General features: G+C 32.0%; 29 protein-coding genes and 7 pseudogenes. 5 read left to right on the forward strand and 31 right to left on the reverse strand.

Annotated elements, in window-relative coordinates; translation table 11 throughout:
- Nucleotides 1-1546: pseudogene (locus tag ABID14_RS10150) on the reverse strand (helicase-related protein); the annotation flags it as partial.
- 306 nt (nucleotides 1547-1852) lie between these two features.
- Nucleotides 1853-2239, reverse strand: a pseudogene (locus ABID14_RS10135) (YlqF/YawG family GTPase); the annotation flags it as partial.
- Nucleotides 2240-2428: 189 nt separating this feature from the next.
- Here ABID14_RS10135 and ABID14_RS08885 point away from each other — a divergent pair.
- The 4 genes from ABID14_RS08885 to ABID14_RS08900 are packed head-to-tail and all read left to right on the forward strand — an operon-like array spanning nucleotide 2429 to nucleotide 6308.
- The gene (locus ABID14_RS08885; RefSeq protein WP_354369245.1) at nucleotides 2429-3517 is read left to right on the forward strand and encodes an iron-siderophore ABC transporter substrate-binding protein; all 1089 of its coding nucleotides are present in this window, start codon (nucleotides 2429-2431) and stop codon (nucleotides 3515-3517) included.
- The gene (locus ABID14_RS08890) at nucleotides 3507-4532 is read left to right on the forward strand and encodes a FecCD family ABC transporter permease (RefSeq protein WP_354369247.1); all 1026 of its coding nucleotides are present in this window, start codon (nucleotides 3507-3509) and stop codon (nucleotides 4530-4532) included. The genes ABID14_RS08885 and ABID14_RS08890 overlap by 11 nt, the downstream gene beginning before the upstream one ends.
- Complete coding sequence (locus ABID14_RS08895) at nucleotides 4507-5517, forward strand: FecCD family ABC transporter permease (protein WP_354369249.1); 1011 nt, start codon at nucleotides 4507-4509, stop codon at nucleotides 5515-5517. The genes ABID14_RS08890 and ABID14_RS08895 overlap by 26 nt, the downstream gene beginning before the upstream one ends.
- Nucleotides 5514-6308, forward strand: coding sequence for an ABC transporter ATP-binding protein (locus ABID14_RS08900; protein ID WP_354369251.1), 795 nt, complete (start codon nucleotides 5514-5516; stop codon nucleotides 6306-6308). Before ABID14_RS08895 ends, ABID14_RS08900 begins: the two co-directional genes overlap by 4 nt.
- Nucleotides 6309-6526: 218 nt before the next feature.
- Here the strand turns inward: ABID14_RS08900 and ABID14_RS08905 are convergent.
- Nucleotides 6527-7244, reverse strand: a pseudogene (locus tag ABID14_RS08905) (DNA cytosine methyltransferase); the annotation flags it as partial.
- A complete protein-coding gene (locus tag ABID14_RS10155) occupies nucleotides 7210-7386 on the reverse strand; it encodes a DUF8602 domain-containing protein (RefSeq protein ID WP_494338278.1) in 177 nt (58 codons plus the stop codon). The pseudogene ABID14_RS08905 and the gene ABID14_RS10155, both read right to left, overlap by 35 nt.
- A 209-nt stretch (nucleotides 7387-7595) precedes the next feature.
- On the opposite strand from ABID14_RS10155, the gene ABID14_RS08910 reads away from it, so the two are divergent.
- Nucleotides 7596-7787, forward strand: coding sequence for a hypothetical protein (locus ABID14_RS08910; RefSeq protein ID WP_354369253.1), 192 nt, complete (start codon nucleotides 7596-7598; stop codon nucleotides 7785-7787).
- Nucleotides 7788-7825: 38 nt separating this feature from the next.
- On the opposite strand, the gene ABID14_RS08915 is transcribed toward ABID14_RS08910, so the two are convergent.
- From ABID14_RS08915 to ABID14_RS09040, 27 genes and pseudogenes are all read right to left on the reverse strand, one after another.
- Entirely contained in the window at nucleotides 7826-8488 is a 663-nt protein-coding gene (locus tag ABID14_RS08915; protein ID WP_354369255.1) for a YiiX/YebB-like N1pC/P60 family cysteine hydrolase, read from the reverse strand.
- Between the two features lie 364 nt (nucleotides 8489-8852).
- A complete protein-coding gene (locus ABID14_RS08920) occupies nucleotides 8853-9179 on the reverse strand; it encodes a hypothetical protein (RefSeq protein ID WP_435529963.1) in 327 nt (108 codons plus the stop codon).
- Nucleotides 9180-9198: 19 nt separating this feature from the next.
- Nucleotides 9199-9336: pseudogene (locus tag ABID14_RS08925) on the reverse strand (DNA (cytosine-5-)-methyltransferase); the annotation flags it as partial.
- Complete coding sequence (locus ABID14_RS08930) at nucleotides 9329-11050, reverse strand: DNA topoisomerase 3 (RefSeq protein ID WP_354369257.1); 1722 nt, start codon at nucleotides 11048-11050, stop codon at nucleotides 9329-9331. The pseudogene ABID14_RS08925 and the gene ABID14_RS08930, both read right to left, overlap by 8 nt.
- A gap of 105 nt (nucleotides 11051-11155) precedes the next feature.
- Nucleotides 11156-11848, reverse strand: a complete 693-nt coding sequence (locus ABID14_RS08935; RefSeq protein ID WP_354369259.1) for an ATP-binding protein — start codon at nucleotides 11846-11848, stop codon at nucleotides 11156-11158.
- Nucleotides 11799-11948, reverse strand: coding sequence for a hypothetical protein (locus tag ABID14_RS08940; protein ID WP_354369261.1), 150 nt, complete (start codon nucleotides 11946-11948; stop codon nucleotides 11799-11801). The genes ABID14_RS08935 and ABID14_RS08940 overlap by 50 nt, the downstream gene beginning before the upstream one ends.
- Nucleotides 11945-12277: a phage head closure protein gene (locus tag ABID14_RS08945; protein ID WP_354369263.1), complete on the reverse strand. Its 333-nt coding sequence runs from the start codon at nucleotides 12275-12277 to the stop codon at nucleotides 11945-11947. The genes ABID14_RS08940 and ABID14_RS08945 overlap by 4 nt, the downstream gene beginning before the upstream one ends.
- A complete protein-coding gene (locus tag ABID14_RS08950; protein WP_354369264.1) occupies nucleotides 12277-12549 on the reverse strand; it encodes a head-tail connector protein in 273 nt (90 codons plus the stop codon). The genes ABID14_RS08945 and ABID14_RS08950 overlap by 1 nt, the downstream gene beginning before the upstream one ends.
- Before the next feature lie 10 nt (nucleotides 12550-12559).
- Nucleotides 12560-13750, reverse strand: a complete 1191-nt coding sequence (locus ABID14_RS08955) for a phage major capsid protein (protein ID WP_354369266.1) — start codon at nucleotides 13748-13750, stop codon at nucleotides 12560-12562.
- Nucleotides 13751-13752: 2 nt separating this feature from the next.
- Nucleotides 13753-14385: a head maturation protease, ClpP-related gene (locus ABID14_RS08960; protein WP_354369305.1), complete on the reverse strand. Its 633-nt coding sequence runs from the start codon at nucleotides 14383-14385 to the stop codon at nucleotides 13753-13755.
- A gap of 40 nt (nucleotides 14386-14425) precedes the next feature.
- On the reverse strand, nucleotides 14426-15538 hold the full coding sequence (locus ABID14_RS08965) for a phage portal protein (RefSeq protein WP_435529964.1): 1113 nt from the start codon (nucleotides 15536-15538) through the stop codon (nucleotides 14426-14428).
- Nucleotides 15539-15740: 202 nt separating this feature from the next.
- Nucleotides 15741-16001 (reverse strand): glycine zipper domain-containing protein, encoded by a 261-nt coding sequence (locus ABID14_RS08970; RefSeq protein ID WP_354369268.1) that lies wholly within the window; start codon nucleotides 15999-16001, stop codon nucleotides 15741-15743.
- A 32-nt stretch (nucleotides 16002-16033) separates the two neighbouring features.
- Nucleotides 16034-16843 (reverse strand): terminase TerL endonuclease subunit, encoded by an 810-nt coding sequence (locus ABID14_RS08975; RefSeq protein ID WP_435529966.1) that lies wholly within the window; start codon nucleotides 16841-16843, stop codon nucleotides 16034-16036.
- 14 nt (nucleotides 16844-16857) lie between these two features.
- A pseudogene (locus ABID14_RS08980) lies at nucleotides 16858-17547 on the reverse strand (hypothetical protein); the annotation flags it as partial.
- 7 nt (nucleotides 17548-17554) lie between these two features.
- The gene (locus ABID14_RS08985; RefSeq protein WP_354369270.1) at nucleotides 17555-19978 is read right to left on the reverse strand and encodes a VirB4-like conjugal transfer ATPase, CD1110 family; all 2424 of its coding nucleotides are present in this window, start codon (nucleotides 19976-19978) and stop codon (nucleotides 17555-17557) included.
- Nucleotides 19869-20279, reverse strand: coding sequence for a PrgI family protein (locus tag ABID14_RS08990; RefSeq protein WP_000332190.1), 411 nt, complete (start codon nucleotides 20277-20279; stop codon nucleotides 19869-19871). The genes ABID14_RS08985 and ABID14_RS08990 overlap by 110 nt, the downstream gene beginning before the upstream one ends.
- A gap of 1 nt (nucleotide 20280) precedes the next feature.
- A complete protein-coding gene (locus ABID14_RS08995; RefSeq protein WP_354369273.1) occupies nucleotides 20281-20571 on the reverse strand; it encodes a hypothetical protein in 291 nt (96 codons plus the stop codon).
- A 9-nt stretch (nucleotides 20572-20580) separates the two neighbouring features.
- Nucleotides 20581-21444, reverse strand: coding sequence for a VirB6/TrbL-like conjugal transfer protein, CD1112 family (locus tag ABID14_RS09000; protein WP_000466914.1), 864 nt, complete (start codon nucleotides 21442-21444; stop codon nucleotides 20581-20583).
- Between the two features lie 10 nt (nucleotides 21445-21454).
- Complete coding sequence (locus ABID14_RS09005) at nucleotides 21455-21670, reverse strand: Maff2 family mobile element protein (RefSeq protein ID WP_000394204.1); 216 nt, start codon at nucleotides 21668-21670, stop codon at nucleotides 21455-21457.
- Nucleotide 21671: 1 nt separating this feature from the next.
- Nucleotides 21672-21983, reverse strand: a complete 312-nt coding sequence (locus ABID14_RS09010) for a single-stranded DNA-binding protein (protein ID WP_354369276.1) — start codon at nucleotides 21981-21983, stop codon at nucleotides 21672-21674.
- Nucleotides 21984-22184: 201 nt separating this feature from the next.
- Entirely contained in the window at nucleotides 22185-22349 is a 165-nt protein-coding gene (locus tag ABID14_RS09015; RefSeq protein ID WP_435529967.1) for a hypothetical protein, read from the reverse strand.
- A 2-nt stretch (nucleotides 22350-22351) separates the two neighbouring features.
- Complete coding sequence (locus ABID14_RS10140; protein WP_435529965.1) at nucleotides 22352-22870, reverse strand: hypothetical protein; 519 nt, start codon at nucleotides 22868-22870, stop codon at nucleotides 22352-22354.
- Nucleotides 22867-24096 carry a hypothetical protein gene (locus ABID14_RS09020; RefSeq protein ID WP_354369278.1) on the reverse strand — a complete coding sequence of 410 codons (1230 nt, stop codon included), beginning with the start codon at nucleotides 24094-24096 and terminating at the stop codon, nucleotides 22867-22869. Before ABID14_RS09020 ends, ABID14_RS10140 begins: the two co-directional genes overlap by 4 nt.
- Before the next feature lie 393 nt (nucleotides 24097-24489).
- A pseudogene (locus ABID14_RS09025) lies at nucleotides 24490-24953 on the reverse strand (TraM recognition domain-containing protein); the annotation flags it as partial.
- A 37-nt stretch (nucleotides 24954-24990) separates the two neighbouring features.
- Nucleotides 24991-25266: a hypothetical protein gene (locus tag ABID14_RS09030; RefSeq protein ID WP_354369280.1), complete on the reverse strand. Its 276-nt coding sequence runs from the start codon at nucleotides 25264-25266 to the stop codon at nucleotides 24991-24993.
- Nucleotides 25267-25284: 18 nt separating this feature from the next.
- A pseudogene (locus tag ABID14_RS09035) lies at nucleotides 25285-26100 on the reverse strand (VirD4-like conjugal transfer protein, CD1115 family); the annotation flags it as partial.
- 11 nt (nucleotides 26101-26111) lie between these two features.
- Nucleotides 26112-26297, reverse strand: a complete 186-nt coding sequence (locus ABID14_RS09040) for a transposon-encoded TnpW family protein (RefSeq protein WP_016648552.1) — start codon at nucleotides 26295-26297, stop codon at nucleotides 26112-26114.
- Between the last annotated feature and the right edge of the window lie 137 nt (nucleotides 26298-26434).

Here is a 26434-nt window from a genome sequence, read left to right on the forward strand (position 1 = left end):
TCTTCACCATCACCAAGGTCAATCCTATAGTGTTCGACAACTTCGCCATCTACATAGTGGTCAAAATAGAATTTGAAATATCCGATATAATCATCTGTCATTTCTCCAAATTCATTTTCTCCAAGAGTTTGATTATGGTCTTTAACATCAATATCCTTTTGTCTTAGGATATTGATTAAGTCTTTAGTTGCTATCTGCCCACTATAATCGGGAACTAATTCGTGATTTTCATTAAATTCTACAATCCAATAATCTTTTCCGTTTTCAGTGTTTTTGCCATCAAAAAAAGAAGCTTCATCAGCTTCCTTTTCTTGGCTTATTTCATTTTCTAAGCTTCTACGTATTCCTTGATTGCTATTCTCTTCACTGTTGCCATCAAGTTGTTCATCTGTCCTTGGTATTCCTCTGGATTCTCTCTCATCATCTTCTCTGTCAATCCTTGTGCTTTCATCATCTTGACTTTCTCTCTCTTGATAAAGTCCACTGCCTGATTCTGAATTTCCTTCAGATGGTTCAAAAGTGTTTTCTCCTCGTACATTTTCTGAAGTTTCTTCCAGTTCTCCATGTCCTCGCTCCCTACTAGGTAAGACAGTCTTAGAACTGCGTATGTCGGATTCGGAAATTTCTCCATAAATTCCAGATCCTTCTCCATCATGTCCAAGGTTTTCTCTTCGATCTTCATCGCTATTTCTTCTGTCGCTTCCATCTGTGAAAACTCGTCCATCTCTACTTCTTGACCTATCATCTCGTCTATATAAATCATCTTGACCTCCTCTATCTTTATTTATATTTTCTATATCTCTATTATAGTCGGCACCGGCCCTTTCTGTCAGCAGCCTAGCACGATCCATTTCCTTAGATTTTTCTATTGTTTTATCTATAATATCTTCACTAACCCTTGATATTACAAGACCTATCTGTTCTAAAGAAATTGTATTTATCCTAGAAAAATTATTTTTTAAATTTTCCATATCCATAGGATAGACTGTATTAAACCTATTAGCTACCGCATAGGATATTGAGTCCCTCATAAACTTTTCAAAACTAAGTCTATCCTCTATATCTATTCTCAAATCAGCAAGAGCCAAATTAATATATTCATCTCCATAAATTCGACTTAAAGAAAATATATTTTCATTAAGTGAATCACAAGCTTCAAATGAAGAAGCATTTATTATTTCTTTTAAAGCCTCGTTATGGTTTTCGTGGTCAAACTGCCATAAGCTAACCTCATTAATATTCCTATCCATTGATGTGGTCTGACTAATATCGAAAATATATGAAACTTTTTTGTTTACATCACTTCCAACTAAAATTGGAATACCCTTTTGACCCCTCATAACAACTCGACCAAAATATTTCTTCCACATATCAAAAGTCGCACAAGCTCTAGCTTCAGGTTCCTTGTTATATATGCTTAATTGGCTAGAAAAATCATATTTCTGATTATTGCCTATAACTTTTAAGAGTTTTAAATATTCTTTCTCATCTTGTAACACTTCATACTTTATTGCTTCTTGTATATTTTTAAATCATTTACTTGCATTTCCTACCTCCTTTTTAGAGCAAAAAAAGACGATAGATTTTAAATTTCTATCGTCCTTAAATACCCAAGTAATTTTCTATTTATGGTTTTATTTTAAGAAAGCATCAATAGTTTTTCTTGATTCACTTTTGCTTTTTCATTGCTTTCAGCTGTTCCCCCTGTCGCAACTCTAATTTTTCCTAAATCTAAAATACCATTGCCTGCAAATATATGCCCTGCTCCTTTATAAGAATAGATCTTTGCCTTAGGGTTTTGTTCCTTTATTTTATTTTCCATAGCAAGGCTATCCCACATCAAATCATACTCGCCCACAATCATCATCCTAATAAGGGGATTGTTAATGTCCTTTTCCTCGTGTTTATTAAACTTATCAGAAAGAATTTCCCTAGCTATATCATAGATTTTGCCAACGTTGATTCGCTCCTTAGAATTCATTGGCAGGGCCACAATCCCTTCGTTTTTAAACTTGTTAATTCACTTTTGATTTTCTAATGGGTCTGCCAGGTCTGACTTATTCATGATAATCATCCTAGGCTTGTCTGCTAAAATATCATCAAGCATCGGATTTCTCGAAGATTCTGGAATCCTCGCATCTATAATCTCTAAAACTATATCAACCAGCTTTAGTTTTTTTTCAATCTCCTCCTTGGTCTTTTTCATATGACCAGAATACCAATTTATATTAAGTGCCATATATACTCTTTTCTATAATATTAGATCAGACTTAAAACAAATTTTAAATATTACTACATTATATGTTATTTTTAATATTTTTTCTAACATTTTTTATACAAACTCACCATTTAACATAAAAAAGTATTGACAAAAGAAATATAAATGATAAAATTGAATCGATATAATCGAGAAAGGATATCATTATCAATGAAAAATAAATTATTTATTCTAATATCACTAGTACTATCTCTCAGCCTAAGTGCTTGCGGAAAACAAACTGCTAATGATAAAGATAATACAAAATCAGAAAACAAAGTTGAACAAACATCTAGTCAAGATGATAAAGACGCTAAAAAGGAAGACGATAAAAGCGATTCTAGCGATAGTCAACCTAGTGAAATTGTATTAAAACACGCTTTTGGTGAAACAAAAATAGAGAAAAGACCTCAAAGAATAGCTACCATCGGTTGGGGAAATCAAGATGTTCCTTTAAGCCTAGGTATTGTTCCTGTTGGATTTTCTAAGGCAAATTACGGAGTAGAAAAGGGAAAGGATATTCTCCCTTGGACAGAAAAGCAAATTAAAGAACTTAATGGAAGTCCAGAAATTTTCGATGACCTTGATGGACTAAATTTTGAAGCTATTTCAAATGCAAAACCAGATGTAATCCTTGCTGGTTATTCTGGAATTACAGAAGATGACTATAAGACTCTTTCAAAGATAGCTCCAGTAGCAGCCTATCCTGATAAACCTTGGCAAACTCTTTGGAGAGATATGGTAAAAATTGATTCTAAAGCTATGGGTATGGAAATAGAAGGCGAGGAGCTAATTGGCGAAACCGAAAAACTAATCAACGAAAATGTCGAAAAACATCCAGAAATCAAGGGCAAAAAAGCAGTATTTATTATGGTTAACCAAGCCGACCCATCAAAATTTTGGATTTTTACATCAAAAGACCCTAGGGTAGCTTACCTTTTAGACCTAGGTTTAGAATTTCCATCTTCTCTTAAAGAATTTGAAAAAGATGATAGTTTTACTGCTGAGTTATCCAGTGAAGAAGCAAATAAAATTGATGATGCAGATATTTTAATAACATATGGGGATGACACAACCCTTAAAACTCTCCAAGATGATCCCTTATTTGGTAAACTAAAGGCTGTTAAAAATGGAGCTGTAGCTGTGATTCCTGACAATACCCCTCTTGCAGCATCATGTATACCAACACCTTTGTCCATAGCTTACACAATAAATGATTATCTTGATTTAATATCTAATGCGTGCAAAAATGCAAAGTAAAAAAATAAATATTGGATTTATCTTTTTGATAAGCTTATGCTTAATAGTGGGAATATTTTTATCATTAAGCTTAGGTAGCAGAGATACCAGCTTTCAAGAGCTGCTATCTGCTTTTAATATACATTATAAGGCTGATGATTTCGGTGTGTCAGTCATCAGAAAAAGAATCCCAAGAACAATTTTTGCAATATTAGCTGGTTCATCTCTTGCTGTAAGTGGAGCTCTAATGCAAACTATTAGTAGAAATCCAATAGCTGACCCATCTATCCTGGGAATAAATACTGGGGCAAGTCTTGCAGTTGTAGTAGGTCTATGTTTTTTTGGTATTTCATCATCCATTGCTTATATTAGTTCAGCTATAGTTGGTGGATTTTTGGTCTTTGGTCTAGTGTATGCCATAGCATCCTCAGGAAAAAGTGCCTTAACTCCTGTCAAACTTGCCCTTTCAGGAACTGCCACAAGCCTTGCCCTATCTTCACTTGTTAGTTTTCTTCTCCTGCCCAACAACAATATCATGGATCAATTTAGATTTTGGCAGGTAGGTAGCCTTGGTCCTGCAACTATGAAGTCAATACTTATTCTCTTGCCATTTATAGCAATAGGACATCTAATTGCCTTTGCAATAAGCCCTAGTTTAAATGCCATATCACTTGGAGATGAACTTGCAAAGTCACTTGGTACAAGGGTTGGCTTATGTAGATTTTTAGGCTCCTTGGCCTCTGTAATCTTGTGTGCATCCTCCACTGCTATCGGTGGCCCTATTGCCTTTGTAGGGCTTATTGTGCCACATTTTGTTAGGATATTGTTTGGTTCAAACCTAAGTTTCACTATACCCATATCAGCTATATCAGGTTCTATGCTGCTATTATACTGTGACATACTAGCAAGGATAATTGCAAGACCAAGTGAAATTGAAGTAGGAATTATCACCGCTATTATTGGTGGTCCCATCCTAATATATATTTGTCTAAAAAAGAAAGGGGGATTTGGTGGAAAATCTTCTTCAGGGAATTAGAAAAAGAAATAGAAGAATCCGTTTACTAAGATTATTGTTTTTAATCTTAGTTCTTGTGGCTAGTTTCCTTATCCTAAGTCTTGGAGATAAAAACTATTCTTTTTCTCAACTTATAAATATATGCTTAGATAAAACTAATAATCCCGCTTCTTTTGTTATTTTTGAATTAAGAATTCCAAGACTTGTAGCAGGAATTAGCGCCGGTTTTTCCTTTGCACTAGCAGGTTTTGTCTTTCAAACCATGCTAAGGAATCCTCTTGCCAGTCCAGACATAATAGGAGTCACTAGTGGCTCATCTCTTGCTGCTATTATTTGCATAGCTTTTTTAAAAACTAATAAATATACCACTGGTCTAATTTCTACCATTGCTGGAATATCTGTTGCCTTGACAATATTCTTTTTATCAAAAAAAGACGGCTTTTCTACAAGCAAACTAGTTCTAATTGGGATTGGTTTCCAGGCGATGCTTAGGGCAATGATTTCTTTCGTTTTACTCAAGTCTAGTAAATATGATCTTGGAGAAGTTATGAGATGGCTTAATGGATCTCTATCCTATGCCAAGCTAAATGACCTTTCTTTTATGGTAATTACAAGTTTTATTATTAGTATAATGATTCTTACTTACAAAAAAAGACTTGAAATTTTAGAATTAGGAGATAGCTATAGTCAATGTTTAGGAATTAACCCTGACTTATCTAGGATGATTTTAATCCTATTGAGTGTGAGTCTAACTGCATTTTCAACATCAGTTACCGGTCCCATTGCGTGCATTTCATTTATATCAGGACCTATTGCCCTAGGACTAGGTAAAAAGAAAGACCCTATTCTTACAGGACTTGTAGGGATATGCCTAGTGCTTGCTTCAGATTTGCTAAGTACTAATTTCTTACCTGCAAGGTATCCTGTAGGTGTAGTAACAGGACTGATTGGTGCCCCATATCTCCTATACCTTATAATAAAAATGAACAAAAGGAGTGCTATATGAAAGAACTAAAAGCCATAAACTTATCCAGTGGCTATAACAATAGAATAATCCTAAAAGATATTAACTTGTCTATTCCTAAAGGCAAAATTTCGGTAATTATTGGAGCTAATGGGTGTGGCAAATCTACCCTTCTCAAAACTATAGCCAACCTTATTGAAATACAAAATGGCAGAGTTACTTTAGATGATAAGAACATAAAAGATTACAATCTAAAAGACCTCGCCAAAGATTTGGGACTTTTACCCCAATCTCCTATTCTTCCAGAATCAATCACTGTAGCTGACCTCATAGCTAGGGGTAGATTTCCATATAGAAAAGCATTTAAACCATTAAGTAATGAAGATTTGTCTGTAATAAATAGAGCTATGGAGATGACAAACATTACCGACTTGGCGGATAGGTTTGTAGATGAGCTTTCAGGTGGCCAGAGGCAAAGAGTGTGGATAGCTATGGCTCTTGCCCAAGATACAGATATCCTACTTTTGGATGAACCAACTACTTATCTCGATATAGCCTACCAAGTCGAAGTATTGGATATCCTAACGGATCTCAACATAAAATACTCTACGACAATTGTCATGGTGCTCCACGATATTAATCTTTCTTGTAGGTACGCCGATTATTTATTTGCAATAAAAAATGGCAGGCTTATAGCAGAGGGACAACCAGAAAATATATTAAATGACAAACTAATTAAAGATATATATAATATGGAAGCTAAAATAATAACTGACCCAGTTAGCAAGAGTCCTATGATTGTTCCAATAGGACGACATAATAAGAAACAATAAAATTATAACCACCACAGATTTTAACTTGATAATTCATTTGCCTGTGGTGGTTATTTTATATTTTATTTATCGTAACTTCTTCGTTTTTTTATCTTTTATTTCTATAATCTTCCCATAATATTTGCTATAATCAATATCCTCCTTTGGGAAATTGAAACTACTGTCTTATCGAGTCTTACACAACTTCATACTTTATTGCTTCTTTTATATTTTTAAAATCATTTACTTGCATTTCCTACCTCCATTCTATGAATTTCTTTTATAATAGCCATTAAAACGTCAACCACAATAGAATTGCCGGCCTACTTATATAGTTTGCTTGAAGTGCAATTTTTTCTTCTTGGATGTACTTCCTCTAATTTATCTATATCACTATCATCAAAACCCATGAGTCTTAAACATTCTCTTTCTGTTAAATACCTATACTGATCATTTCCAATATCTATTATTCCAGAATTTGGTACTCTCATTTGTTTTGTAGAAATAGTATAAGAAAAATCTTTAATCACTTTTAGTCGCCCTTTAAAACTATTATCTATGCCTTTATTTAAAAATTTCAGCATATAAGGTTGGGTCATTGTATAAAGTTCACTTACATCCTTTTCTAAAAATCACTTAGTGGTCTTGTTTCTTTCCTCTCCAATTTATTAAAAGAAAATTTATTTGCTCCAAGACATGAAACAACAAATATTCTCTCCTTTTTTGAGGTATTCCAAAATCCATTGCATTTAAAATTTCATACTTACTTTCATATCCAAGGTCTTCTAGCTCCTTTAGATAAATAAAAAAGGAGTCCCTCATATTTCTATCAAGGACTCCCTTTACATTTTCCCAAATTATCCATTTAGGTTTATCTTTCATTTCTTTAATTATTCTAATTGTTTCAAATAGTAGGCTTGATCTAGTTCCTGAGTTTTTTACTCCTCCATGCTTTTCCATAACGCTTATGAGTTTTAGGATCTCTTTTATATTTTTCATAGTTTCTGTTGTATTCTTTCTCATGTTCCTTACAGAATCTTCCATCAACTAGTTTTGGACAACCTGGATGTGAACATGGTCTCTTAGGTTTTCTCGGCACTTTATCACTCCATAAAGAAAGCCCTGAAGATTAAATCTCCAAGGCTCTTTTAATTATTCTTTTGCTATTATAATGATACTACATATCCATAGTGACATTCTATGACATTTCGTGACAAGATATATGATTATTAAGACTTTTAATCTATAGGTTTGCAATAATTTGAAATAAGAATATAAATAAGATACAATAACAAAAAGGAGATAAAAATGAAATCATTTAATCGATATTTTGCATCAGCGATGATTCTACTTGTATTAGCTATTATTTTTATTATTGTAGCAATTAATCATCCTGAACTATCATTTCCATGGGATAATAAATTTACCTATTTGTTGTATGCTTTATATTTTATAATAACAGTGTTTTTATTTGCACTTGGAGTCAAAAAAAATAGCTAACGTCTACATTTTGTTAGACGTTAGCTGTTTTTATTTATTTACCTAAAATTAACTATTTTAGTCTTTGAACTATTATATATATCTCTAGGTGTAATTCCTGGTTCACCATTACCTGATACTTCTATATCAATCCCTTGATTTTTATATGACGCCCAAACTAATTCAGAACAATACCAGTCATTCTCATTAGAACTAGTATCTTTTTGAAAATCAATACTATAAGATTTACCAAGTTGTCCTTTGCAAAAATCAACTGCTGAATTTATATTCTGTGATGTTGCATTTGTTACACGTAGAACAGTTGCATTTTTGTCGTCAACTCTTGTATCATCTAAGCAACTTCTAACCACACCTTTATCTATAGCTTCAATAATTCTTATATATTTTTTACCATTAGATGAAGTATATTTGCCTTCTACAATTGCTATATGACCAGTAATACCAAATCCGCCATTTGCTTCAAAAATAACGTCTCCCTTTTTTACTTTCTCATATAAATTATACTTACTATATTTAGGCGTAGCACTTGATGGTAAAGATGTTCCAATGTTATAGTACCATTTATCAGAGCCACTACTGCTACTCCTACTTTCATAAGTTTCATTTATTGGTTCTAAAACATCTAAATAAGCATTAGTATATTCCTCAGTAGTGGAAAACCCAGACTCTTCAAAAGCGTCTTTATATTCTTCAAATGACATACTAAATGGTATTCCATATAACTCAGATTGACTTTCAATTTTAGAATACCCTTCATATAAGGAATCATTTTGATAATTAGATGCTTATGATTTAGTTAATCCACACGCACCTATAGTAACGATTAACCCTAGACCTATAACGTGTTTCAAAATTTTTCTTAACATTTTTACCTCCATTCTAATATTACTTAAAGTCATTTTACTTTATTTTAATATCTTTTCAATGGATATACGTTTTAATTCAAAACTAATATTTTACAACCTTGTCATATATAATTTTAATCAGATTTTAAATCTGAAGTTTCTTTTAATCCTTGATTGTGTAAGCGATGAATATGCCTAATATCATAATTCATCTCAACAGCTATCTTCTGCCAAGATTTAAAACAAAGATATTTTTTTCAAGAATAACTTGAATCTCCTTATCTTTAATTCCTTTAATCGTTCCCACAATTTCAGCCTTCAAATCTACAAGTTTATCTATATACCTATTGATTTCTTCTTGAAGATCTATAATCTTCACTATTGTTTCTTCAAGTCTTGATGTTCCTCTACTAGGACTCTTTGGCATATCTGATAAGGTTGATGTGGCTTTTGTAGCTAGTGTATTAAGACTTTCTACTTGCTCAAGCTTAGAATTAATTCTCTTGTCCAAATAAAATGCTTGTTTTAAATATTCTTTTGCATTCATTTCTTACCTCCATAAATAAAAAAAGAGCGAAAGATTTAACACAAGCCTTATCTATTTCTACATAATCAACAACTTCATAAGGTATCTTTAAATTAATAAAAGCCTTTCTAATAGCACCTATGCCACCGAAAAGCTCTAATATTTTTACCTTATTCATTTAGATTGTTCTTGTACCTATCTACAAGCTCCCTTATACTATCTTCTATTTCTCTTAAAAAGTCTTCTTTATCTACTTCGCCAGAACTTATCTTTGCAAGTTTCATTTCCCATTCAGATGTTGTTTTAGCCGACTTGAACTTATCCTCTACAATCGATACAAGTCTATTGCCTTTTTCTGTTACAAGTAGATTTTTCTTATCTCTTCTTATGAGATCCTTATGAATAAGATTTTCGATAATTCCTGCTCTTGTAGCTGGTGTTCCTAAGCCTTTTCTCTCCACTTCTATATCTTTATCCAGTGATTCAATCCCTGCATTCTCCATAGCCTTTAAAAGTGTATCTTCATTATAATGACTTGGAGCTTTTGTAAATTTCTCAGATATATTTTTAGAAGTTAACTTAATTTTATCTCCAGTCTTTACATCTGGTAATTTATTTTCTTGTCTTTCCTTTCCATAGCTCTTTAGATACTTGGTATAACCTTCATCGATTATAGTCTTGCCACTTGCATTGAAGTTAAATTTATCATATTCATATCTGATTTTTCTGCTAGATTCCTTTAAGTTATCCGAACATGAAGCAAGTAATTTATTCTTAATTAGATTATAGATTTTGCTTTCTTTATCAGATAAATCTTTAGCTTTTTCAATACCAGATATAGTAGGAATAATTGCATAGTGGTCTGTAACCTTAGATGAATTAAAAATAGACTTAAAGTTTGATTCATTAACCGTAAAATCATCTTCAAGTCCTTCTAATAATTCTTTCATAGTATTAACCATATCATCGGTTAAATTCCTACTATCTGTTCTTGGATATGTGATTAGCTTTTTTTCATACAGACCTTGTGCCAGATTTAAAGTGTCATTTGCTGAATATCCAAAATATTTATTTGCTTCTCTTTGTAAGGTAGTGAGATCATAAGGTTTATCTGGTTTTGTGCTTACTTCTTTATCTTCTACCTCTGTAATAACTATTTCATCTTCTAGTAAGTTTAATAGTTGTTCTGCAATTTCAATTTTATCAATCCTATCTGATACAAGTTTCAATCCTCCATAAGATAGATCAACTGTATAGTATTTTTGCTTCTTAAATAGGTTTATTTCACTATCTCTTTTAGCTATTAAATATAGAGTTGGTGTTTGTACTCTACCAACTGAATATGTTTCCTTATAAATGCAAGAATAAAGCCTACTTAGATTCATTCCTACCAGCCAATCTGCAATAGCTCTTGCACTTGCTGATCTATATAAGTCTTCAAAGTTTTCTCCGTCTTTAAGATTTCTAAAGCCATCTTCAATAGCTTTGTTTTCCATTGAAGATATCCATAGTCTTTGAATCTTCTTCTTACATTTAGCTTGATTATATACAAGCCTAAAGATAAGTTCTCCCTCTCTTCCAGCATCACAAGCATTTATAACTGTGTCGATGTTCTTATCGTTTAAAAGTTTCTTTAAAACTCCATATTGCTTCTTAGTGCTTTTAGATACTTCATAAATATATTCCTCTGGGATTATAGGAAGAGTGTCTATTGTCCATTTCTTCCATTTTTCGTCTATCTTGTCTGGACTTGCCATTTGAATTAAATGACCTACACACCAGGAAACAATGTAGCCACTTCCCTCATAATATCCGTTTTTTCTTGTTCTTGCTCCAATTACTTTTGCAATTGTAACTGCTACACTTGGCTTTTCTGCTATTACTAACTTCATTAATACCTCCATAAATAAAAAAGAGCGAAAGATTTCTCTCTCGCTCAAAGTATTTCTCCCGAATATTGTATTTTTTTCGGGAGAATTCTATTTTCTTTTTTAACTTTATTTGTTTACTTTCCAATATCCGTCTTTAGCACTACCTATATACTCGATTGTTTTTTCATCTGTGAGAACTTTTAAATCTCTCTTAATTGTACTTACGGACACGTATAATATACTAGAAAGCTCCAGTGATGTTATTTTTGAATTTTCTTTTATAAGTTTCACTATCTTATTTCGTCTATCATTTGGTTTTAATTTTTTACCATCATTTTCACCCTCATTTTTCCCCTCACTTTGATCGTCATTTTGAGTACCATTTTGAGTGTCATTTTGAGTGTCATTTTGGGTGTCATAATTTAAATTCTTTAAAATTGTAGTAAATGAAGATTCTGTTGACTTAAACTCTGGTTTTAATTCTTCTTTATAATTTTCTTCAGCTTCATAAGCTTCTATGATTTTTCTAAGTCCAGATCCTCTCCTTTCCATTAAATCCATCCTAGCAAATACATCCGCTATGATTGGGTTTCGCCTTGATGAAAATACATCTAGTGGATTTATATCTTGAATAAATGTACCATCATACATTCCTCCAGGAGAATATATTTCCAGTCTGTCATCATATATATCTATATGGACTTCACTACCAATTACTGAATAATCTCTGTGAATTAATGCATTGACTAGAACTTCTTGAACTGCTCTTTCAGGATATTCTGGATATTCTATTCTGTAGACTGGACCTTTTTTCCACATCTTTTTTGACTTCCTTTTTGACTTCATCTGTTGCCATATCAGAATATTCTTCTAAGCCTTTCATTATTTCACTGGCGAGGTTTTCAATTTTTACATTCATCTACTCACCTTCCTACACCTAAACTTTATAAATCTATTTTTGTAGTTCATAAAGTCAATTGAGATGATATTGTACTTCTCATCATCAAATAGAATTCTGTACTCTGAAGTATTAATATTCTTTAACCTATTTTGAAATCTCACAGTAAAAGAAATATCTGACCTATCTACTTCCATTCCTAGAAAAACTTCTTCGCCTTTACCTTGAAAGGAAATATAGGCTGAAGTTTCTATATAATCCGTCCATACTGATTTATGGTTACCAATTTCATCTACCTCAACATTTTTATTTTGAAAGGTTATTTTTCTATTTAAATCCGATACCCTCATTAGAACTCAGCCTTTCTCATTCCAAATAATAAAGCCCTTAGAGTTAAGTTTAATTCAGAATAATCTGCCTCTTCTCTATGTTCATAAAGATAAGCGATCATATAGAGGACTGCTATTTTTCCATTTGGATTTTTAGAAAGGTCTTCTTCACTATCAACTCTAGCGACATCCATGGAGTGCTTTATTGATGATCGGATGAGAGAATTAATCATCTCATCCTCATCATCAAAATCCACCCTTAAATAGGACTTTGCCTCCTCAAGAGTAATCATAATTTACTCCTTAGGCAGTAGCACCGATTTTTAAAAGTTTAACTGCTTCTCTTAAAACAAGGATTCCATCTACTCTTTCTTTACCTAAGAAACCAACCATGCCATTTCCAGCAAATAGTTCCTTTAAGTCTTGGAATGACCTATTTCCTCTATCTCCAATCTTGTAGTATGAAAAATCGCCAAAGGCTACTGCAAGCTTTCCTTTTTCAGCTTTTGGAGCAAAGGCAGATGTATAAGCAGGATATCCTAAAAGTCTATCTGGTTCTCCATCTTTAAGTGATGGTTGCCAAATATATGCACCATTAACATCTTTAAGTTTTCTAATTTGAGCAACTGTTGCATCATTTAAAATGAAAGCTGCTCTCTTTCTATAAGGTCTGTCTAAAGAGTAAACTAAATCAATTAATTCATCTGCAGTAATTGTTTGAGACTTTGTTGTTACCCCAAGTTCTCCACCCTTTTTAGAGTCAAAAATTCCTGTAGGCTTATTTACTCCATCACCATTTAAGAAAGCGTCCTCTTCAGCATTTGCTAACGCTCTAGTAAATTCTTCAGTAATGTATTTTTCTAAATTAAAGGCTGCATCATATAGAAGTTCTTCAGTAACTTTAATACCAACATGGAGTTTATGTGCATCAAGAGATACTTGATCAAATGTGCCATCTCCAAAGGTTAGTTGACCACCTTCTTCAACCCATAGGGCAGCTGGTTTTGTAGCTACAATATTGATTTTATGAAGTCCTGAAGTTTGAACTTTTGTAGCTAATTTTCTTACAATGTTTTCTTCCTCAAGACCATTTACAATATCTACTTCCATTTCTTCTGGAACTAAATATCCTCCACTTTCATCTGTACCAACTTTTAATTCATTAGAAATATCTCTGAAGTTAGTTCTTAATGCTTTCATCATAGACTTCTTATAGACATTTCTTGCTCTCATTGGTTTTTCTTCTTCAGTAAAAATAGCAGGTTCATTTGTTAGTGCTTGAGTTGTAGGTTTTTCTAAAGATTTATCCATTTCTTCTTCCCTCTTCTTTCTTTCAATTTCACGAGTATAATTCTCGATAGTTCTTTCCATCTCTTCATATGTCTTAAAGTCTTCATCAGACATTAGACCATTTTCATCTTTCTTAGATTCAGCAAATGCCTTTGCCTCATCCCAGGCTTTAGTTCTCTTTTCTAAAAGTTCTTTAATGTTCATAATTACCTCCAAGTATTTTTAATATTGTTTAATCTTTCTTCTACTTCGCTCATTGAATGAGTTTTTACTTCTTTATTTATCTTTGTTAAAAGTGAATTTGTAGCTGCTCGCCTTGAAAAGACCATGTTGGTGATTTTTTCATCTTTTCTTTTATCAGTGAGAGTTCCATCACAAAAACCCATCTCAATAGCTTTGTTCTTATCAAACCAAGTCTCTCCATCCATTAGATTAGAAATTTCTTCTCTGGATAAACCTGTTTTAATCTCATAGGCATTGATGATTGATTCCTTGACTTCCTTTAACATGTCTATAGCTTTTTGCATTTCTTTTGAGTCGCCAATGGCTACAGTTAAGGGGTTATGAATCATCATTAATGATGTTGGACTCATCAGCACTTCAGTTCCTGCCATGGCAATGACTGATGCTGCTGATGCTGCAAGCCCGTCAATCTTAATGGTCACATTTCCCTTGTGTTCTAAAAGCATAGTGTAAATTCTTGATGCTGCGATACAATCTCCACCAGGAGAGTTGATCCACACAGTTATGTCTCCACTTTTATTTTTTAATTCTTCAAAAAAGAGCCTTGGCGTGATTTCATCATCAAACCAAGACTCTTCTGCTATAACTCCATCTATATAGAGTTCATTTGAATCCTTTTACCAGTTCCAAAATATTTTATTGTTCTTCATTAGGATTTATTTCTTCTCCTTTCTGCTGATAAAAACTACCAGCTTTATCAAGTGGTAGCATATTTCCATTTACGAGGTATAAGTCACCACCTTCTTCAGCTGAAATCCTATCTAGGTTTTCTAATTCTCTTATGTCATTTGCACTCATCCAACCATTCTGTCTTCCTACAGCATATCCATTCATTCTTGATTCATAGTCTCCTCTTAGAAGTCCATCAAGATTAAATTTAATAAAGTAGGATTCTTTTTCTTTCTTTGTTAGTAGTGCTCTTTCTAGGGATTGCTCCCAACGAACAATCCAAGGATCGAGAGTGTATTTAACAAATTCAAGTGACTGCTGTTCTATATTTGAAAATGACGACTTCTCCAAGTCTCCAATCATATGAGGTGGTATTCTAAATATTCTTGCTATCTCATTTAATTGAAACTTTCTTGTTTCCAAAAACTGGGCCTCACTTGGTGCTATGGCTATAGGTTGGTATTTCATCCCTTCTTCAAGTACAGCCACTTTGTTGGCGTTCTTAGGCCCCTGAAAGGCAGCATTCCATGACTCTCTAACTCTTTCTGGGTCTTTAATAATTCCTGGATGCTCTAAAACTCCACCTGGTTGTGCTCCATTTTGGAAGAATGACGCTCCATAATCTTCACAAGCCATAGCCATACCAATGGCATTTTTAGCCATTGTAATTGGCGAGTATCCTATGAGTCCATCAAAACCAAGTCCTGGTATATGAAGGACATCTTCTTTTAAAAGATAAACTTCTTCAGATTTGTGATTGTATTTATAAAAGATTTCTCCATCCTCACTTCGCATTACAGTCATCTTGTTTGGCATTAGTGGATAAAGTCCAATGATCTCATTTCTTCCATTACGAATTATCTGAGCATAGGCATTACCCCAAAGTAGTAGATGGGTCATTAGTGTTTCTCTAAATACAAATGAAGTCATCTCAGTATTTGGCTCATCGTGTAAAAGAAAATATATGGCATGGTCTTTTGCTTTTTCCTTTGAATTTGAGTCTCCTCTTTTATATAGATGAAGAGGAAGTCCTGCTAAGGTTTCAGCAAGAACTCTCACGCACGAATAAACTGCTGTCATTTGCATGGCAGTAAATTCGTTAACATTCCTTCCTGCTGTTGTTCTCCCAAATAAAAAAGACGATGAAGATATCCTCTCCCCGTCTTTAGGTTTGTCTCTCGACTTAAATATTAAGTTTAAAATGTTTATATTACCACCTCCTAATAGTAGGTATGAAAAAAGCACCTACTTAGTAGATGCTAAGTTTTATAACTATTTATTCCTATTTTTTGCTATTCATTCCTATTATCATACCTAATAACATACCAATAGACATTCCAACGGCTAAGTTTTCTTTACCTAGAGCTATTCCAACTGCAGTTCCTAGACACATACCAATGGCCATACCTTCAGACATATTATTTTCATCTTTTTCTTTATCTTCGTCAAATTTATATCTCTCTTTTTTTTTAGCACTACAAACTACATAAACAGCAAGTACGCATATTAAAAACACAGGTAATATTATTCTTAAAATCTCCACTTTGTTTCCTCCTTTAATAATTTATACCCATATTAAAATACAATCAATCCCCTATCATCATAGACCGATTCACTTGTATCATTACCACACCTTATAGCCCTGTCAAGTGCCATAATTGTAGCAATTACACCGTCAATCTTTTCTGTAGATTTTTCCTTATCTGCTTTTATATTTCCAGCAGGATCAGTTCGTATGAAGATATTATCCATCATCCACCTTAGAACTGGATGACCTCCGTGGACTATTTTTCTTTCAAGAGTTAGTTTCATTAATTCTTTTGTTGGTGGAGACATGTCTTTAAATCCTTGACCAAAGGGAACTACTGTAAAACCCATGCCTTCTAAGTTTTGAACCATCTGAACTGCTCCCCACCTGTCAAAGGCAATTTCTCGGATATTATACATCTCACCTAAGTCTTCTATGAATTTTTCAATAAAGCCATAGTGAACTACATTACCTTCTGTCGTCATAATATAGCCTTGTTTTTCCCATAGGTCATAGTTTACATGATCTCTTTTTACTCTTAGGTCAAGATTATCTTCTGGTAACCAAAAGTAAGGTAATATTTGATATTTATCATCTTCGTCTATTGGAGGAAAGACTAAAACAAAGGCTGTAATATCCGTTGTGCTTGATAGGTCAAGACCTCCATAACAAACTCTGCCTTTTAATTCTTCTTCATTAACAGCAAAATTACAGAGGTCCCATTTTTCCATAGGCATCCACCTAATTGATTGTTTGACCCATTGATTAAGTCTTAGTTGTCTAAAAGCATTCTCTTCAGTTGGATTTTGCTTAGCCGATTCACAAGCTTGTCTTACTTTTTCTATTGGTACAGTTATTCCAAGAGATGGATTTGCTTTTGCTTTTTATCGATATTAGAATTACTTTCGTTCTTACTTACTTCATCTTTAACAAGCTTATCTTTTCTGTATATTCTCTTGCTCTTCTTTGCTTCAATAGGTTTATCTTCACTTGTGTGAATTCGCTTAGACTCTTTCTCGTTGATTTTGTCTTGGAATTTATCCTTACTATGGATAAGTTTATCCTCATAATTTTTAAGAATTTGTCTTTTACTTGATGCCTTCTTATTGTTTATTGGTTTAGACTTAGTTGAAATATCATCTGTTGTTAGTTTTTTAGAATTAATATTTCTACTGTTTTCACTATCAAAATTTACATTTTTGAAGTCTACATCTAAGTCTTCATCAAGTTTAAAGCTTTCATCTGTCCTTATTTCAAGATTAGTTTGTTTTGTTTCTTCAGCCTTATCCTTATTATCTAAAACTTCTTTTCTAATTCTTTCCTTGTTTTTAGCCTTCTGAAAGTCTTTTAGTTTATCTTGTTTTTGATCCTTAGATAATACATTCTCATGGATAAGTTTAGATTCTTTTTCTGAAATTTTATCCCCGAACCTATCCTTAGTCTTAATAATCTTATTGGTATAATCATTTGAATGAACAAGTTTACTTTCAAGATTCTTTTCAGGAGCGTCCCTATTTCGTATAATTTTCTTTTGAAAATCTTTTTTTAGTTTTTTATCCATATCACACCTACTTAGCTTCTTCCGGTTTTGTTGTCATTAGCTTATATAACATGGTGTCTTTAGGAAATTTATCAATAAATGGAACAATAGTATTTCCAAAGAATAAGAGTCCCTCACCTGCATTTGAATTAGTAATATAGTTTAACTGATAAGGCGATATTTTTAATTTCTTAGCAAGAATATCTCTATCCCCAGATGCTTGATTTAGCATTAGAACAAAGTCTGTATTATCAAAGATATTTTCAATTTCCTGACTTGTTAAAAGGTCTTTTACGTTTTGAGTTATACCTGTTGGAATACCGCCCCATTTTCTAAATCTTTTCCAGATTTCTACTGAATATGAAGCAGTTTGTGGGTCTTTTAATAAAAGGTGGAACTCGTCTATATAGTATCTAGTAGACTTGCTTCCTCTATTTAGGGAAACCTTGTTCCAAACTTGGTCTTGAATGACAAGCATACCTATTTTTTTAAGTTGTGTTCCTAGCTCTTTTATATCAAAGCAGAGCAGTTGCCTATTTAGGTCAACATTTGACCTATTATTAAAGACATTAAGACTTCCCTTAACATAAATTTCCATTTCTGTTGCTAGTTTTCTACCAACACCCTCTTCTTGGGATAGGAGCATATCGTATAAATCTCCTAATATAGGCATATTTTCTGGTTTTGGGTCTTCAAAATATTTTTGATATATCTTTGGTAAACACCTATCTATAACAGATTTTTCTGCAGCAGTAAGACCAGACCCTCCTACTACAAGTTCAAGCATAGACATTATGAAGTTTGCCTTATCCTTTAAAGGTGCGTCCCCATCTCCATAGTTCATATTTATATCTAGTGGATTTAGGTAGTCCTTTGATTTTGCCGAAACTTTAATAACTTCTCCATTAAATTGTTTTACAAGGTTTGAATACTCGCCTTCAGGATCACAAATAATTACATCATCATCTGTGACAAGAATTGCATTTGCCATCTCTCTCTTTGCCGAGAAAGATTTACCAGAACCTGGTGTTCCTAATATTAGTCCGTTAGGGTTCTTTAATTTCTTCCTATCTGCCATAATCAAGTTTTGGCTAAGGGCATTTAAGCCATAATACAAGGAATTTGCCGAATCAATAAATAGCTCTTCTGTTGTAAAAGGCATAAAGACTGCCGTTGATGATGAAGTTAAAAATCTTTTTATCTCTACTTGATTAACTCCTAAAGGTAAGACAGAAACAAGTCCTTGCTCTTGCTGATGAGATAATCTTTTTACCTGACAATTATGTCTGTTTGCAATTGATGATATTTGAGCAATAGTGTTTTCTAATTTTTGATTAGTCCTGGCAAAATTCATCATTACTATGGTAACTACAAAGAGCCTTTCATCTCTATTTTGTAAGTCAGATAACATGGATTTAACATCAGCACCAAAAGTATTTATATCTGAAGGAATAATATCCATATCATATCCAGCACGAACTGCTTTCTTTTGTTCTTCAATTTTCATTCTGTCCAGATCTGTGTTCTTTCTCTTAATAAGTTTTATAGCTTCTGCTTGCTCAACTACATCTATATGAAAAGCTACATAAATATTGTCATCAATATCTAAAAACTCAGATAACATTCTGTCTGACAACTCACTTGCAAGTATTTGAAAATGGCTTACTGCTCCAATATATTTACCAAATTTAAAATTATTTGCTGGTGTAAAATTAAAGATATTGGGAGTTATATGTGATTTTGTAGACTCTTTCTTCTTCAAATCTTTATATGAAAAATCAAAGTTCTTGTCTGGATTTAACATATCGTGAACAAGTCTTAGTCTTTCTTCGCCATCAAGACTTTCTGCTCTTACTCCCATAGATTTAAAGTTAGATAAAATATCCACTTCAAGTCTATTTAGCTTTGCTCTTGCTTGCTCTAGGTTATCGGCTTCTGTAGTAAAGGTTATATACTTCATCTTTTTAAGTCCGTTATTGCCCTTTGCAAGTTGAAGCTTTAACATTTCCCTAAACTCTTTTCTTACATCGTCATAGAAGTCTCCCTTATCAGCAATTTTAATTGCATCTTGTAGGTCTCTATTTCTTCCTAATTGATTTACATATGAAAGTTCAATGTGGACGCTTGGATCAAAAGAATTTAAAAAGTTGGCAAATTGGTTAAAGATTAAATCTCTATCTTCTTCCAATGCCAACTGGTAATTTATATCTTGAAATGAAATTGTCTTTGAATAATTTTTTTCATCTAACTGGCAAATGCCCTCTGGTAACATTCTTATATATGGAATAGTGTCCTCAACAGTAAATCTCTTTTTCTCTTTATTTAAAATTACACTTAGAAGACTATTTGTTGGTTCTTTCTTTGTTTTTAGCCTTCTTACTTCCTTTCGGTCTTTTTTTAATTGTTTTTCCCTTAGATTTAAGTCGCTGATTTGCTTTTTTCTTTGCTTCAAGGTATGCCTCCTTTCTTATTCTCTTAGTTGGTTGATAAAACTTATGAAGATAGAAAAATTTAAAATATTTTTCAAAAGTTAAAGTATCTTTTTCATATAAGGTTATAAAAAAGATTGGCAGGGTTACTATTAGCATTACAATGATAGAAACATCATTAGGTAGATATTTCTTCATAAATAAATAGGTTGGTATGCCAATTAGTCCTGCCACAGAAAAACCTATAAGTTGTCTTTTAGTTAAGTTAAATGCAACCTTTGTTTTAATCTTGTCCAAATCCTTTGGTATTGGTACATACGCCATTTTAATCTCCCTCTACTTCTTCTTTAGAAAGTTCAAGTATATGGTCATAATTAGATATTGTTTCTTCTTCTAGGTAGCTAATTCTTTCTTCTAATTCTTCTTGTTTTTCTTCAATTCTGTCATTGTATTCTCCTTGATACATAACAAATTCATTGTGACATCTTCCGAGTCTGTTTATTCTTATCTTTAAGTTTCTAATTTCATCATTTCTTTTCTTCTCTTTTAAGATCTCATAAATTCCTCCCAATAAAATTCCAAATCCCAATAAAGCACAATTTTTCTTTTTTAACATTTATTCCTCCTAGTGCGTATTCATAATACTTTTTGCAACTGTTCCACTCTTAAACATCATAAGTCCAAGTAGTAGAGCATATCCTAATATACTAAACAAGCTTGCGTGAATATCTGTAATCTGTACCGTTCTTATTAAAACGGTGTAGATACCTAAACATACCATCAAAAACAAACCTTGTAGTCCCAAGGCAAAAAGTCCCTTGATATAATTTGTTCCAATCTGACCCCATTCTTTATTTCCCATAGTCGCAAATGGTATGGATGATACTGATGAGTAGACATATATTTCAAACATACGCCCATATACTATTAAGGTAATAGTTAAAGATATACATTGAATTGCAATCCTAACAAGGCTTGTTTCAACTAATATCATTATTAATGCACCAACATCTTTTTCTTTTAATGTATCAACCATTGCAACTATCTGATCTCCTGAAACAGTGGCAGAAGTAGTGATTACCCCTGCCGCTTTGTTTACAAGATTTTGTGCCACATCAAAGACTGCCATTGAAAACTCAAAGGCATGGCTTGCAAGGTAGACTGCTATAAACATCTTTATAATGTATTTGAAAAACTCAAAAGTATCCGTATCGTGCATATTATTCTTTTGCATAACCATATTTATGAGCTCAATACATAAAACTGCTGTTATGATAAGACCTGCTATTGGAACAATCACATTGTCATTAATGTTTTTTATGAAGTTATACACTTCTCCATTCCAACCCATTGGCGTCTTTCCAACATCAGTTGCAATAACTCCTACCTTGTCATTTATATCTAAGAACATGGACTCAAGATTTGCTTTGATACCTCCGAGTAGCATATCCTTAAAAAATTCAGTTAGCTTGTCAAAGATACCAAACATAGACTTTCTCCTAATTTAAAGCATTTGCAAGTAGTGGAATTAATTTAATACCGATTAGTACAATTCCTCCACCAGCCATAAGCTGCTTAATACCTTGAGATTTAGCACCAGGGTTATCATTACCATAACCTTCCATTAAGTTAATAACTCCCCATGCTCCTAAACCTGCACCAATTGCAGTTACAAGTGTCTTTAAAACTCCAACTCCAGCTGTAAAAAATTCCATATTATTCCTCCTCGTTTTCTTGTCTTTTTTCTATTTTGTTTAGTGATTTAACTATAAAATTCTTGTAGACCTTATCTACTTTTTTATTTTCTTTGAAATATCCAAAGACATGGATTAGATCCCCTTTTTCAAATTCTTTTACAATTTCTACCTTTTCTCCATATACTGAGCAATTTGTATATTCTTTGCCCTTTCCATATTTTTTAACAAGAGCAAAATTTGCTACTTGAACACTTTCTCCATCTTTTTCAAATTCTGAAATTTCAGCTTCCTTAACTAAATTTGCATTAATATTTATCATTTCTCTATCCATTAATTTCTTCTCCTTAATCTATATATTTCAATTAAAAAAGCGACTGAATTTATATTTCAATCGCTAAATGTCTTATATATTAAATTGTTTTAAGTGGGACTTCTTATCCTTACCATTTTAACCTCCTAATTTTGAGTATAAAAAAAAGGCGATAGAGTTTTAAATTTCTATCGCCTGAGATTATCTAATATTTATTTTTCTTTAAATTAATTTTAACTTTACCTTATCTCTATTTGTTAAATACTCTTCCACATCAAACAAGCTTTTCTTATCATGATCTTCCAACAGCTTGTAATTCTTATGCTTTGTAATATCAAATTTATCAGACAAGAAATGTATTACTACTCTTAGATAAAAATATACCAATTTTAATAATCTCCGTCTAAGTAATCCTCAAGTTGATATTCTTTCCCATCAACTTCTATAAACCATGTGCTATAAGCATCTATATTTAAAGGATTATCATCAACAACATGAGTTTTATAATACTTTGTATATATACTATACATGAGATTCTTTCTTGTGTCATTCTTATCTATTTTCCCATTATAAAAAGATATATATACAGTAGATACTTTTGTATCTTTTTCCCAATATTTACTTGCAATTTCATCCATGTGATTGGTATTTATGAATGGTTTTAATTTATCTATTACTTTCTTTACATCATTAATTTTAAAATTTTCAGATGTAACAAAATTAATATATAAGGATGGTCTTAAAAATTTTATTTGAATCTCACCTATTTTTTTATTTGATGACATCTCTTCTTTAAACAAATGAAACTCTTCACTTTTAACATTTTTTTCTTTAGAACAAGAAGTTATAAATATCAACCCAATCATTAAGGTCACTATTATTAAATTTTTCCTGTTTTTATTTTTCATTTAAAATACAACACTCCACAAGCTAGATTTCCATCCCATAATGCATTAAAGTTCAAAGAGCGCCTCTCGCCCCATGTAGAAACTGCAATATACCTATCTCCATTAGTTGTATTTCTAAAATACTTAGTTATAGTCATCCAATGCCAATCATAATCGCTTTGGTTAGAATTCCAATATTGTAAATATGCTACAGGACAATCTCTCCTCAATCCAGACTTTATATAATTAGCGAAAGAATCCTTGGTATCCTTGTTATCAGACCAATAGGCTGATACATTAACTCCTCTACTTTTTGCAAAACTTTCAAAACCATCTTCAAAATAACTTAAACTAGGTATTCCAATAATAGTTGGTGATAGATATTTTTCAACATCATACATATGATTTAAAAAACTCGACTTACTTAAATCTTTATACCTATATAGGGAATCATATCCACCAACATATTTAGATAAATGATTTGCAATATTCGCAGCAGCTACTATTCCACAACCTTTATTTTTTAATTTTTCTTCACTAAACCAACTCTGGTTCCCACCATAATATCTGTTAGCAACGTTTACAAAATTGCTTTCATTGGTTAACTGAACAACCTCATTCCCGTACCTATTAATTGATGGTATCTCTTTTCTAAAATCATTTATTTCCTCTGATGGTTTAGGCAATATTAAAGTTTCTGGATTATCAATTGAATTGTTTTTAATATATTCTTTTAATTCTTCCTCTGTGAAAATTATTGACGGAAATACATAAAACAACTTTTCATTTGATTCAAAACAATGTATTTTTTGAAGTAGCTCATCATTATCTCCTGATTCCAGTACCCCATAACCATCTTTTCTAGCATCTACTATACAATACTTATTTTTTGGCAGTAATAAAAAGTATGCATTTAAATTAGAATCAACATCATATAAAGGAATATTATCAATATTTTTAAAACTCAAAACTTCCACTTCATTCTTGGTAGAATATAAATCGTCATTAGTTAAGTAAAAACTTTCAATAAAATCAGTTGCGATAGAAACAGCTTCCCTACTATCTAAATATATTTCCTTTGTATCACTTTTTGAAACTGAGTTGTCTGAAATATAATTATCGCTGTTTAACGTGCTTCTAGATTTTAACTCTGAATTATAATCTATCGATGATGATGCAAATACATTAGTTGATAATTGTATTAACATAATCAATATCACAATTAAACTAGAAAAAACTTTCTTCATAACTTTCCTCCTTTTTTTAATATCAAAGCAACATTCCCATGTCACACTTTTTCAAGTCCTTATCGTTCTATACGATTCTTACTCCACATTTATGGCGATTATACTACCACTGTTATTACAAGTATAATTTCCTTTACCGTCCATATTGAGTCCTTTAGCTGTCTCATTAGTAAATTTCAAAGATGATTCAACTTCTCCGCTCTCTAATAAGATAATATGTTACCTTCTTGTTTTTAGGCCTAAAAATTCTTATTAAGTAAATACTCCATCACTTCCTCTTATTTTTCATGTCCTACCTATCTATTTTACAATTATATTTTATCATTAATATAAATTTAAATCTGCTAACTTTTGTGCATACTTTTTCAATATTGCCTAAATATAAGTATTCACCTACTCTACTATATTTATAATCATGTTTTCTTTTAACCTAACTCCATCTATTTTTGTAAATACTTCTCTACATCAAATACATTTCTATTATCATAATCTTCAAGAAGCTTATAATTCTTATGCTTGGTTATATCGAATTTATATGATAAAAAAGGTCTTACTCCTCTTAACAGGTATATACACTTACCACCATCCATTACAGTTATTTCATCTTACCTCATAAGTTCCTTACCAGTCTTTTGATAATTTAGTCCAAAAGATTTTTGATTTGATCTTGTTTCTGATGTGTTATATAAGTCTATAGTTTCTTTTCCTAATGTTTCTGATAACTCTTTTACTGTTGTTTTTTCCATCAAGAAAGAGTGGTGGAGTCACAGTTACAACTATTGTATCTGATAATCTTTATAGATTGCTTTTAATTGAGATTGTGCTTGCAGTATTATGCTTACTGATATTTTCCTTGAGAGTTTTTAATTTCTATCGCCTATTAATACCTTATTTCTAGTCTTCTAAAATCGATACTTCAAGGTCTATCGCTTTAAATGTAACAGTTATTCCTACTTCGTCTTTTACTATTTTTTCAAATAGCTCAGCTATATCATATGGGGACATATCGTATATATCTTCATACCATTCATTACTTTCATCGTACATTGTCTCACATATTGCTTCAATATAATTTTTCTTATCCCTTGTAAGTTCTGTATCACTTTCTAGAATAAACTGCTCTCCATTTATATTTAATATAATTAAAGATGATTTTCTATTTTCACACATTTTGCTTTCTCCATAAACTCAAATGTTTAACCTATTTATCTTATAACTTGATTTTAACTTTACCTTATCTCTATTTCTTAGATACTCTTCAACATCAAACAAGTTTTTCTTATCATAATCTTCCAATAACTTGTAATTCTTATGCTTTGTAATATCAAATTTATCAGACAAGAAAGGTCTTACTCCTCTTAGTTGGTATATGCACTTTCCACCATCCATTACAGTTATTTCATCTTGGCTCATAAGTTCCTTGCCAGTTTTTTGGTAATTTAATCCAAAAGATTTTTGATTTGATCTTGTTTCTGATGTGTTATATAGGTCTATGGTTTCTTTTCCTAAGGTTTCTGATAACTCTTTTACTGTTGTTTTTTCTTTTCCTCCTAGAAAGAGTGTAGAGTCACAGTTACCAACTATTGTATCTGCATGGTCTTTATAGATTGCCTTTAATTGAGATTGTGCTTGCAGTATTATACTTGCTGATATTTCTCTTGAACGAATTGTCGCTATTAGTTTTTCAAATTTTGGAATTAAGCCTATATTTGCAAACTCATCAAGTAGACACCTAACATGAACTGGAAGTCTACCACCATAAACATCATCTGCCTTATCACATAGTAGATTAAATAATTGGGAATACATTATTGAAACTACAAAGTTAAAGGTATCGTCTGTGTCTGATATTATTACAAATAAAGCAGTTTTCCTATCTCCAATTTTATCGAGTTCTAATTCATCTTCACTCATTAGCTCTCTAAGCTCTCTTATATCAAAAGGTGCAAGTCTTGCTCCACAAGATATGAGAATTGACTTGGCAGTTTTTCCTGTAACAACTTGTCAAGGACTTTCTAATCATTTTTATCGACTTTTTGATGTTTTTCTCTCTCCATTTCTCTAAGCATTATGCGTTTTAATTTGTCTTGCATTGTTTCCGTCGCATTTTCATTAAAGTGAACAACAACCTCATAAGTTGCTTTACCAATTTTCTTTATAGTTTTTATCCCTGTATTCTGTTCATTTTTATTTTCGTGCATATATTTTTCCTCCTGTTTGTTTCAATAAAAAAGACGATTAGATTTTTAATTTTCTAATCGCCTTTTAAGTGTCATATTTACATTTTTATTATCTCTGGCATACTTTGATACCTTTTCATACTTAAAGTCTTTAATAA

The organism is Peptoniphilus olsenii (assembly GCF_040545475.1).
Lineage (GTDB): Bacteria > Bacillota > Clostridia > Tissierellales > Peptoniphilaceae > Peptoniphilus_A > Peptoniphilus_A olsenii.

Bases quoted from the DNA above. Each gene is read 5' to 3' on its own strand.
- ABID14_RS08885 (WP_354369245.1), top strand. From the start codon at position 2,429: ATGAAAAATAAATTATTTATTCTAATATCACTAGTACTATCTCTCAGC.
- ABID14_RS08890 (WP_354369247.1), top strand. From the start codon at position 3,507: ATGCAAAGTAAAAAAATAAATATTGGATTTATCTTTTTGATAAGCTTA.
- ABID14_RS08900 (WP_354369251.1), top strand. From the start codon at position 5,514: ATGAAAGAACTAAAAGCCATAAACTTATCCAGTGGCTATAACAATAGA.
- ABID14_RS08910 (WP_354369253.1), top strand. From the start codon at position 7,596: ATGAAATCATTTAATCGATATTTTGCATCAGCGATGATTCTACTTGTA.
- ABID14_RS08915 (WP_354369255.1), bottom strand. From the start codon at position 8,488: ATGTCATTTGAAGAATATAAAGACGCTTTTGAAGAGTCTGGGTTTTCC.
- ABID14_RS08920 (WP_435529963.1), bottom strand. From the start codon at position 9,179: ATGAATGCAAAAGAATATTTAAAACAAGCATTTTATTTGGACAAGAGA.
- ABID14_RS08930 (WP_354369257.1), bottom strand. From the start codon at position 11,050: ATGAAGTTAGTAATAGCAGAAAAGCCAAGTGTAGCAGTTACAATTGCA.
- ABID14_RS08935 (WP_354369259.1), bottom strand. From the start codon at position 11,848: ATGTGGAAAAAAGGTCCAGTCTACAGAATAGAATATCCAGAATATCCT.
- ABID14_RS08940 (WP_354369261.1), bottom strand. From the start codon at position 11,948: ATGAATGTAAAAATTGAAAACCTCGCCAGTGAAATAATGAAAGGCTTA.
- ABID14_RS08945 (WP_354369263.1), bottom strand. From the start codon at position 12,277: ATGAGGGTATCGGATTTAAATAGAAAAATAACCTTTCAAAATAAAAAT.
- ABID14_RS08950 (WP_354369264.1), bottom strand. From the start codon at position 12,549: ATGATTACTCTTGAGGAGGCAAAGTCCTATTTAAGGGTGGATTTTGAT.
- ABID14_RS08955 (WP_354369266.1), bottom strand. From the start codon at position 13,750: ATGAACATTAAAGAACTTTTAGAAAAGAGAACTAAAGCCTGGGATGAG.
- ABID14_RS08965 (WP_435529964.1), bottom strand. From the start codon at position 15,538: ATGACAGCAGTTTATTCGTGCGTGAGAGTTCTTGCTGAAACCTTAGCA.
- ABID14_RS08990 (WP_000332190.1), bottom strand. From the start codon at position 20,279: ATGGCGTATGTACCAATACCAAAGGATTTGGACAAGATTAAAACAAAG.
- ABID14_RS08995 (WP_354369273.1), bottom strand. From the start codon at position 20,571: ATGTTAAAAAAGAAAAATTGTGCTTTATTGGGATTTGGAATTTTATTG.
- ABID14_RS09000 (WP_000466914.1), bottom strand. From the start codon at position 21,444: ATGTTTGGTATCTTTGACAAGCTAACTGAATTTTTTAAGGATATGCTA.
- ABID14_RS09005 (WP_000394204.1), bottom strand. From the start codon at position 21,670: ATGGAATTTTTTACAGCTGGAGTTGGAGTTTTAAAGACACTTGTAACT.
- ABID14_RS09010 (WP_354369276.1), bottom strand. From the start codon at position 21,983: ATGGATAGAGAAATGATAAATATTAATGCAAATTTAGTTAAGGAAGCT.
- ABID14_RS10140 (WP_435529965.1), bottom strand. From the start codon at position 22,870: ATGAAAAATAAAAACAGGAAAAATTTAATAATAGTGACCTTAATGATT.
- ABID14_RS09020 (WP_354369278.1), bottom strand. From the start codon at position 24,096: ATGAAGAAAGTTTTTTCTAGTTTAATTGTGATATTGATTATGTTAATA.
- ABID14_RS09030 (WP_354369280.1), bottom strand. From the start codon at position 25,266: ATGTGTGAAAATAGAAAATCATCTTTAATTATATTAAATATAAATGGA.
- ABID14_RS09040 (WP_016648552.1), bottom strand. From the start codon at position 26,297: ATGCACGAAAATAAAAATGAACAGAATACAGGGATAAAAACTATAAAG.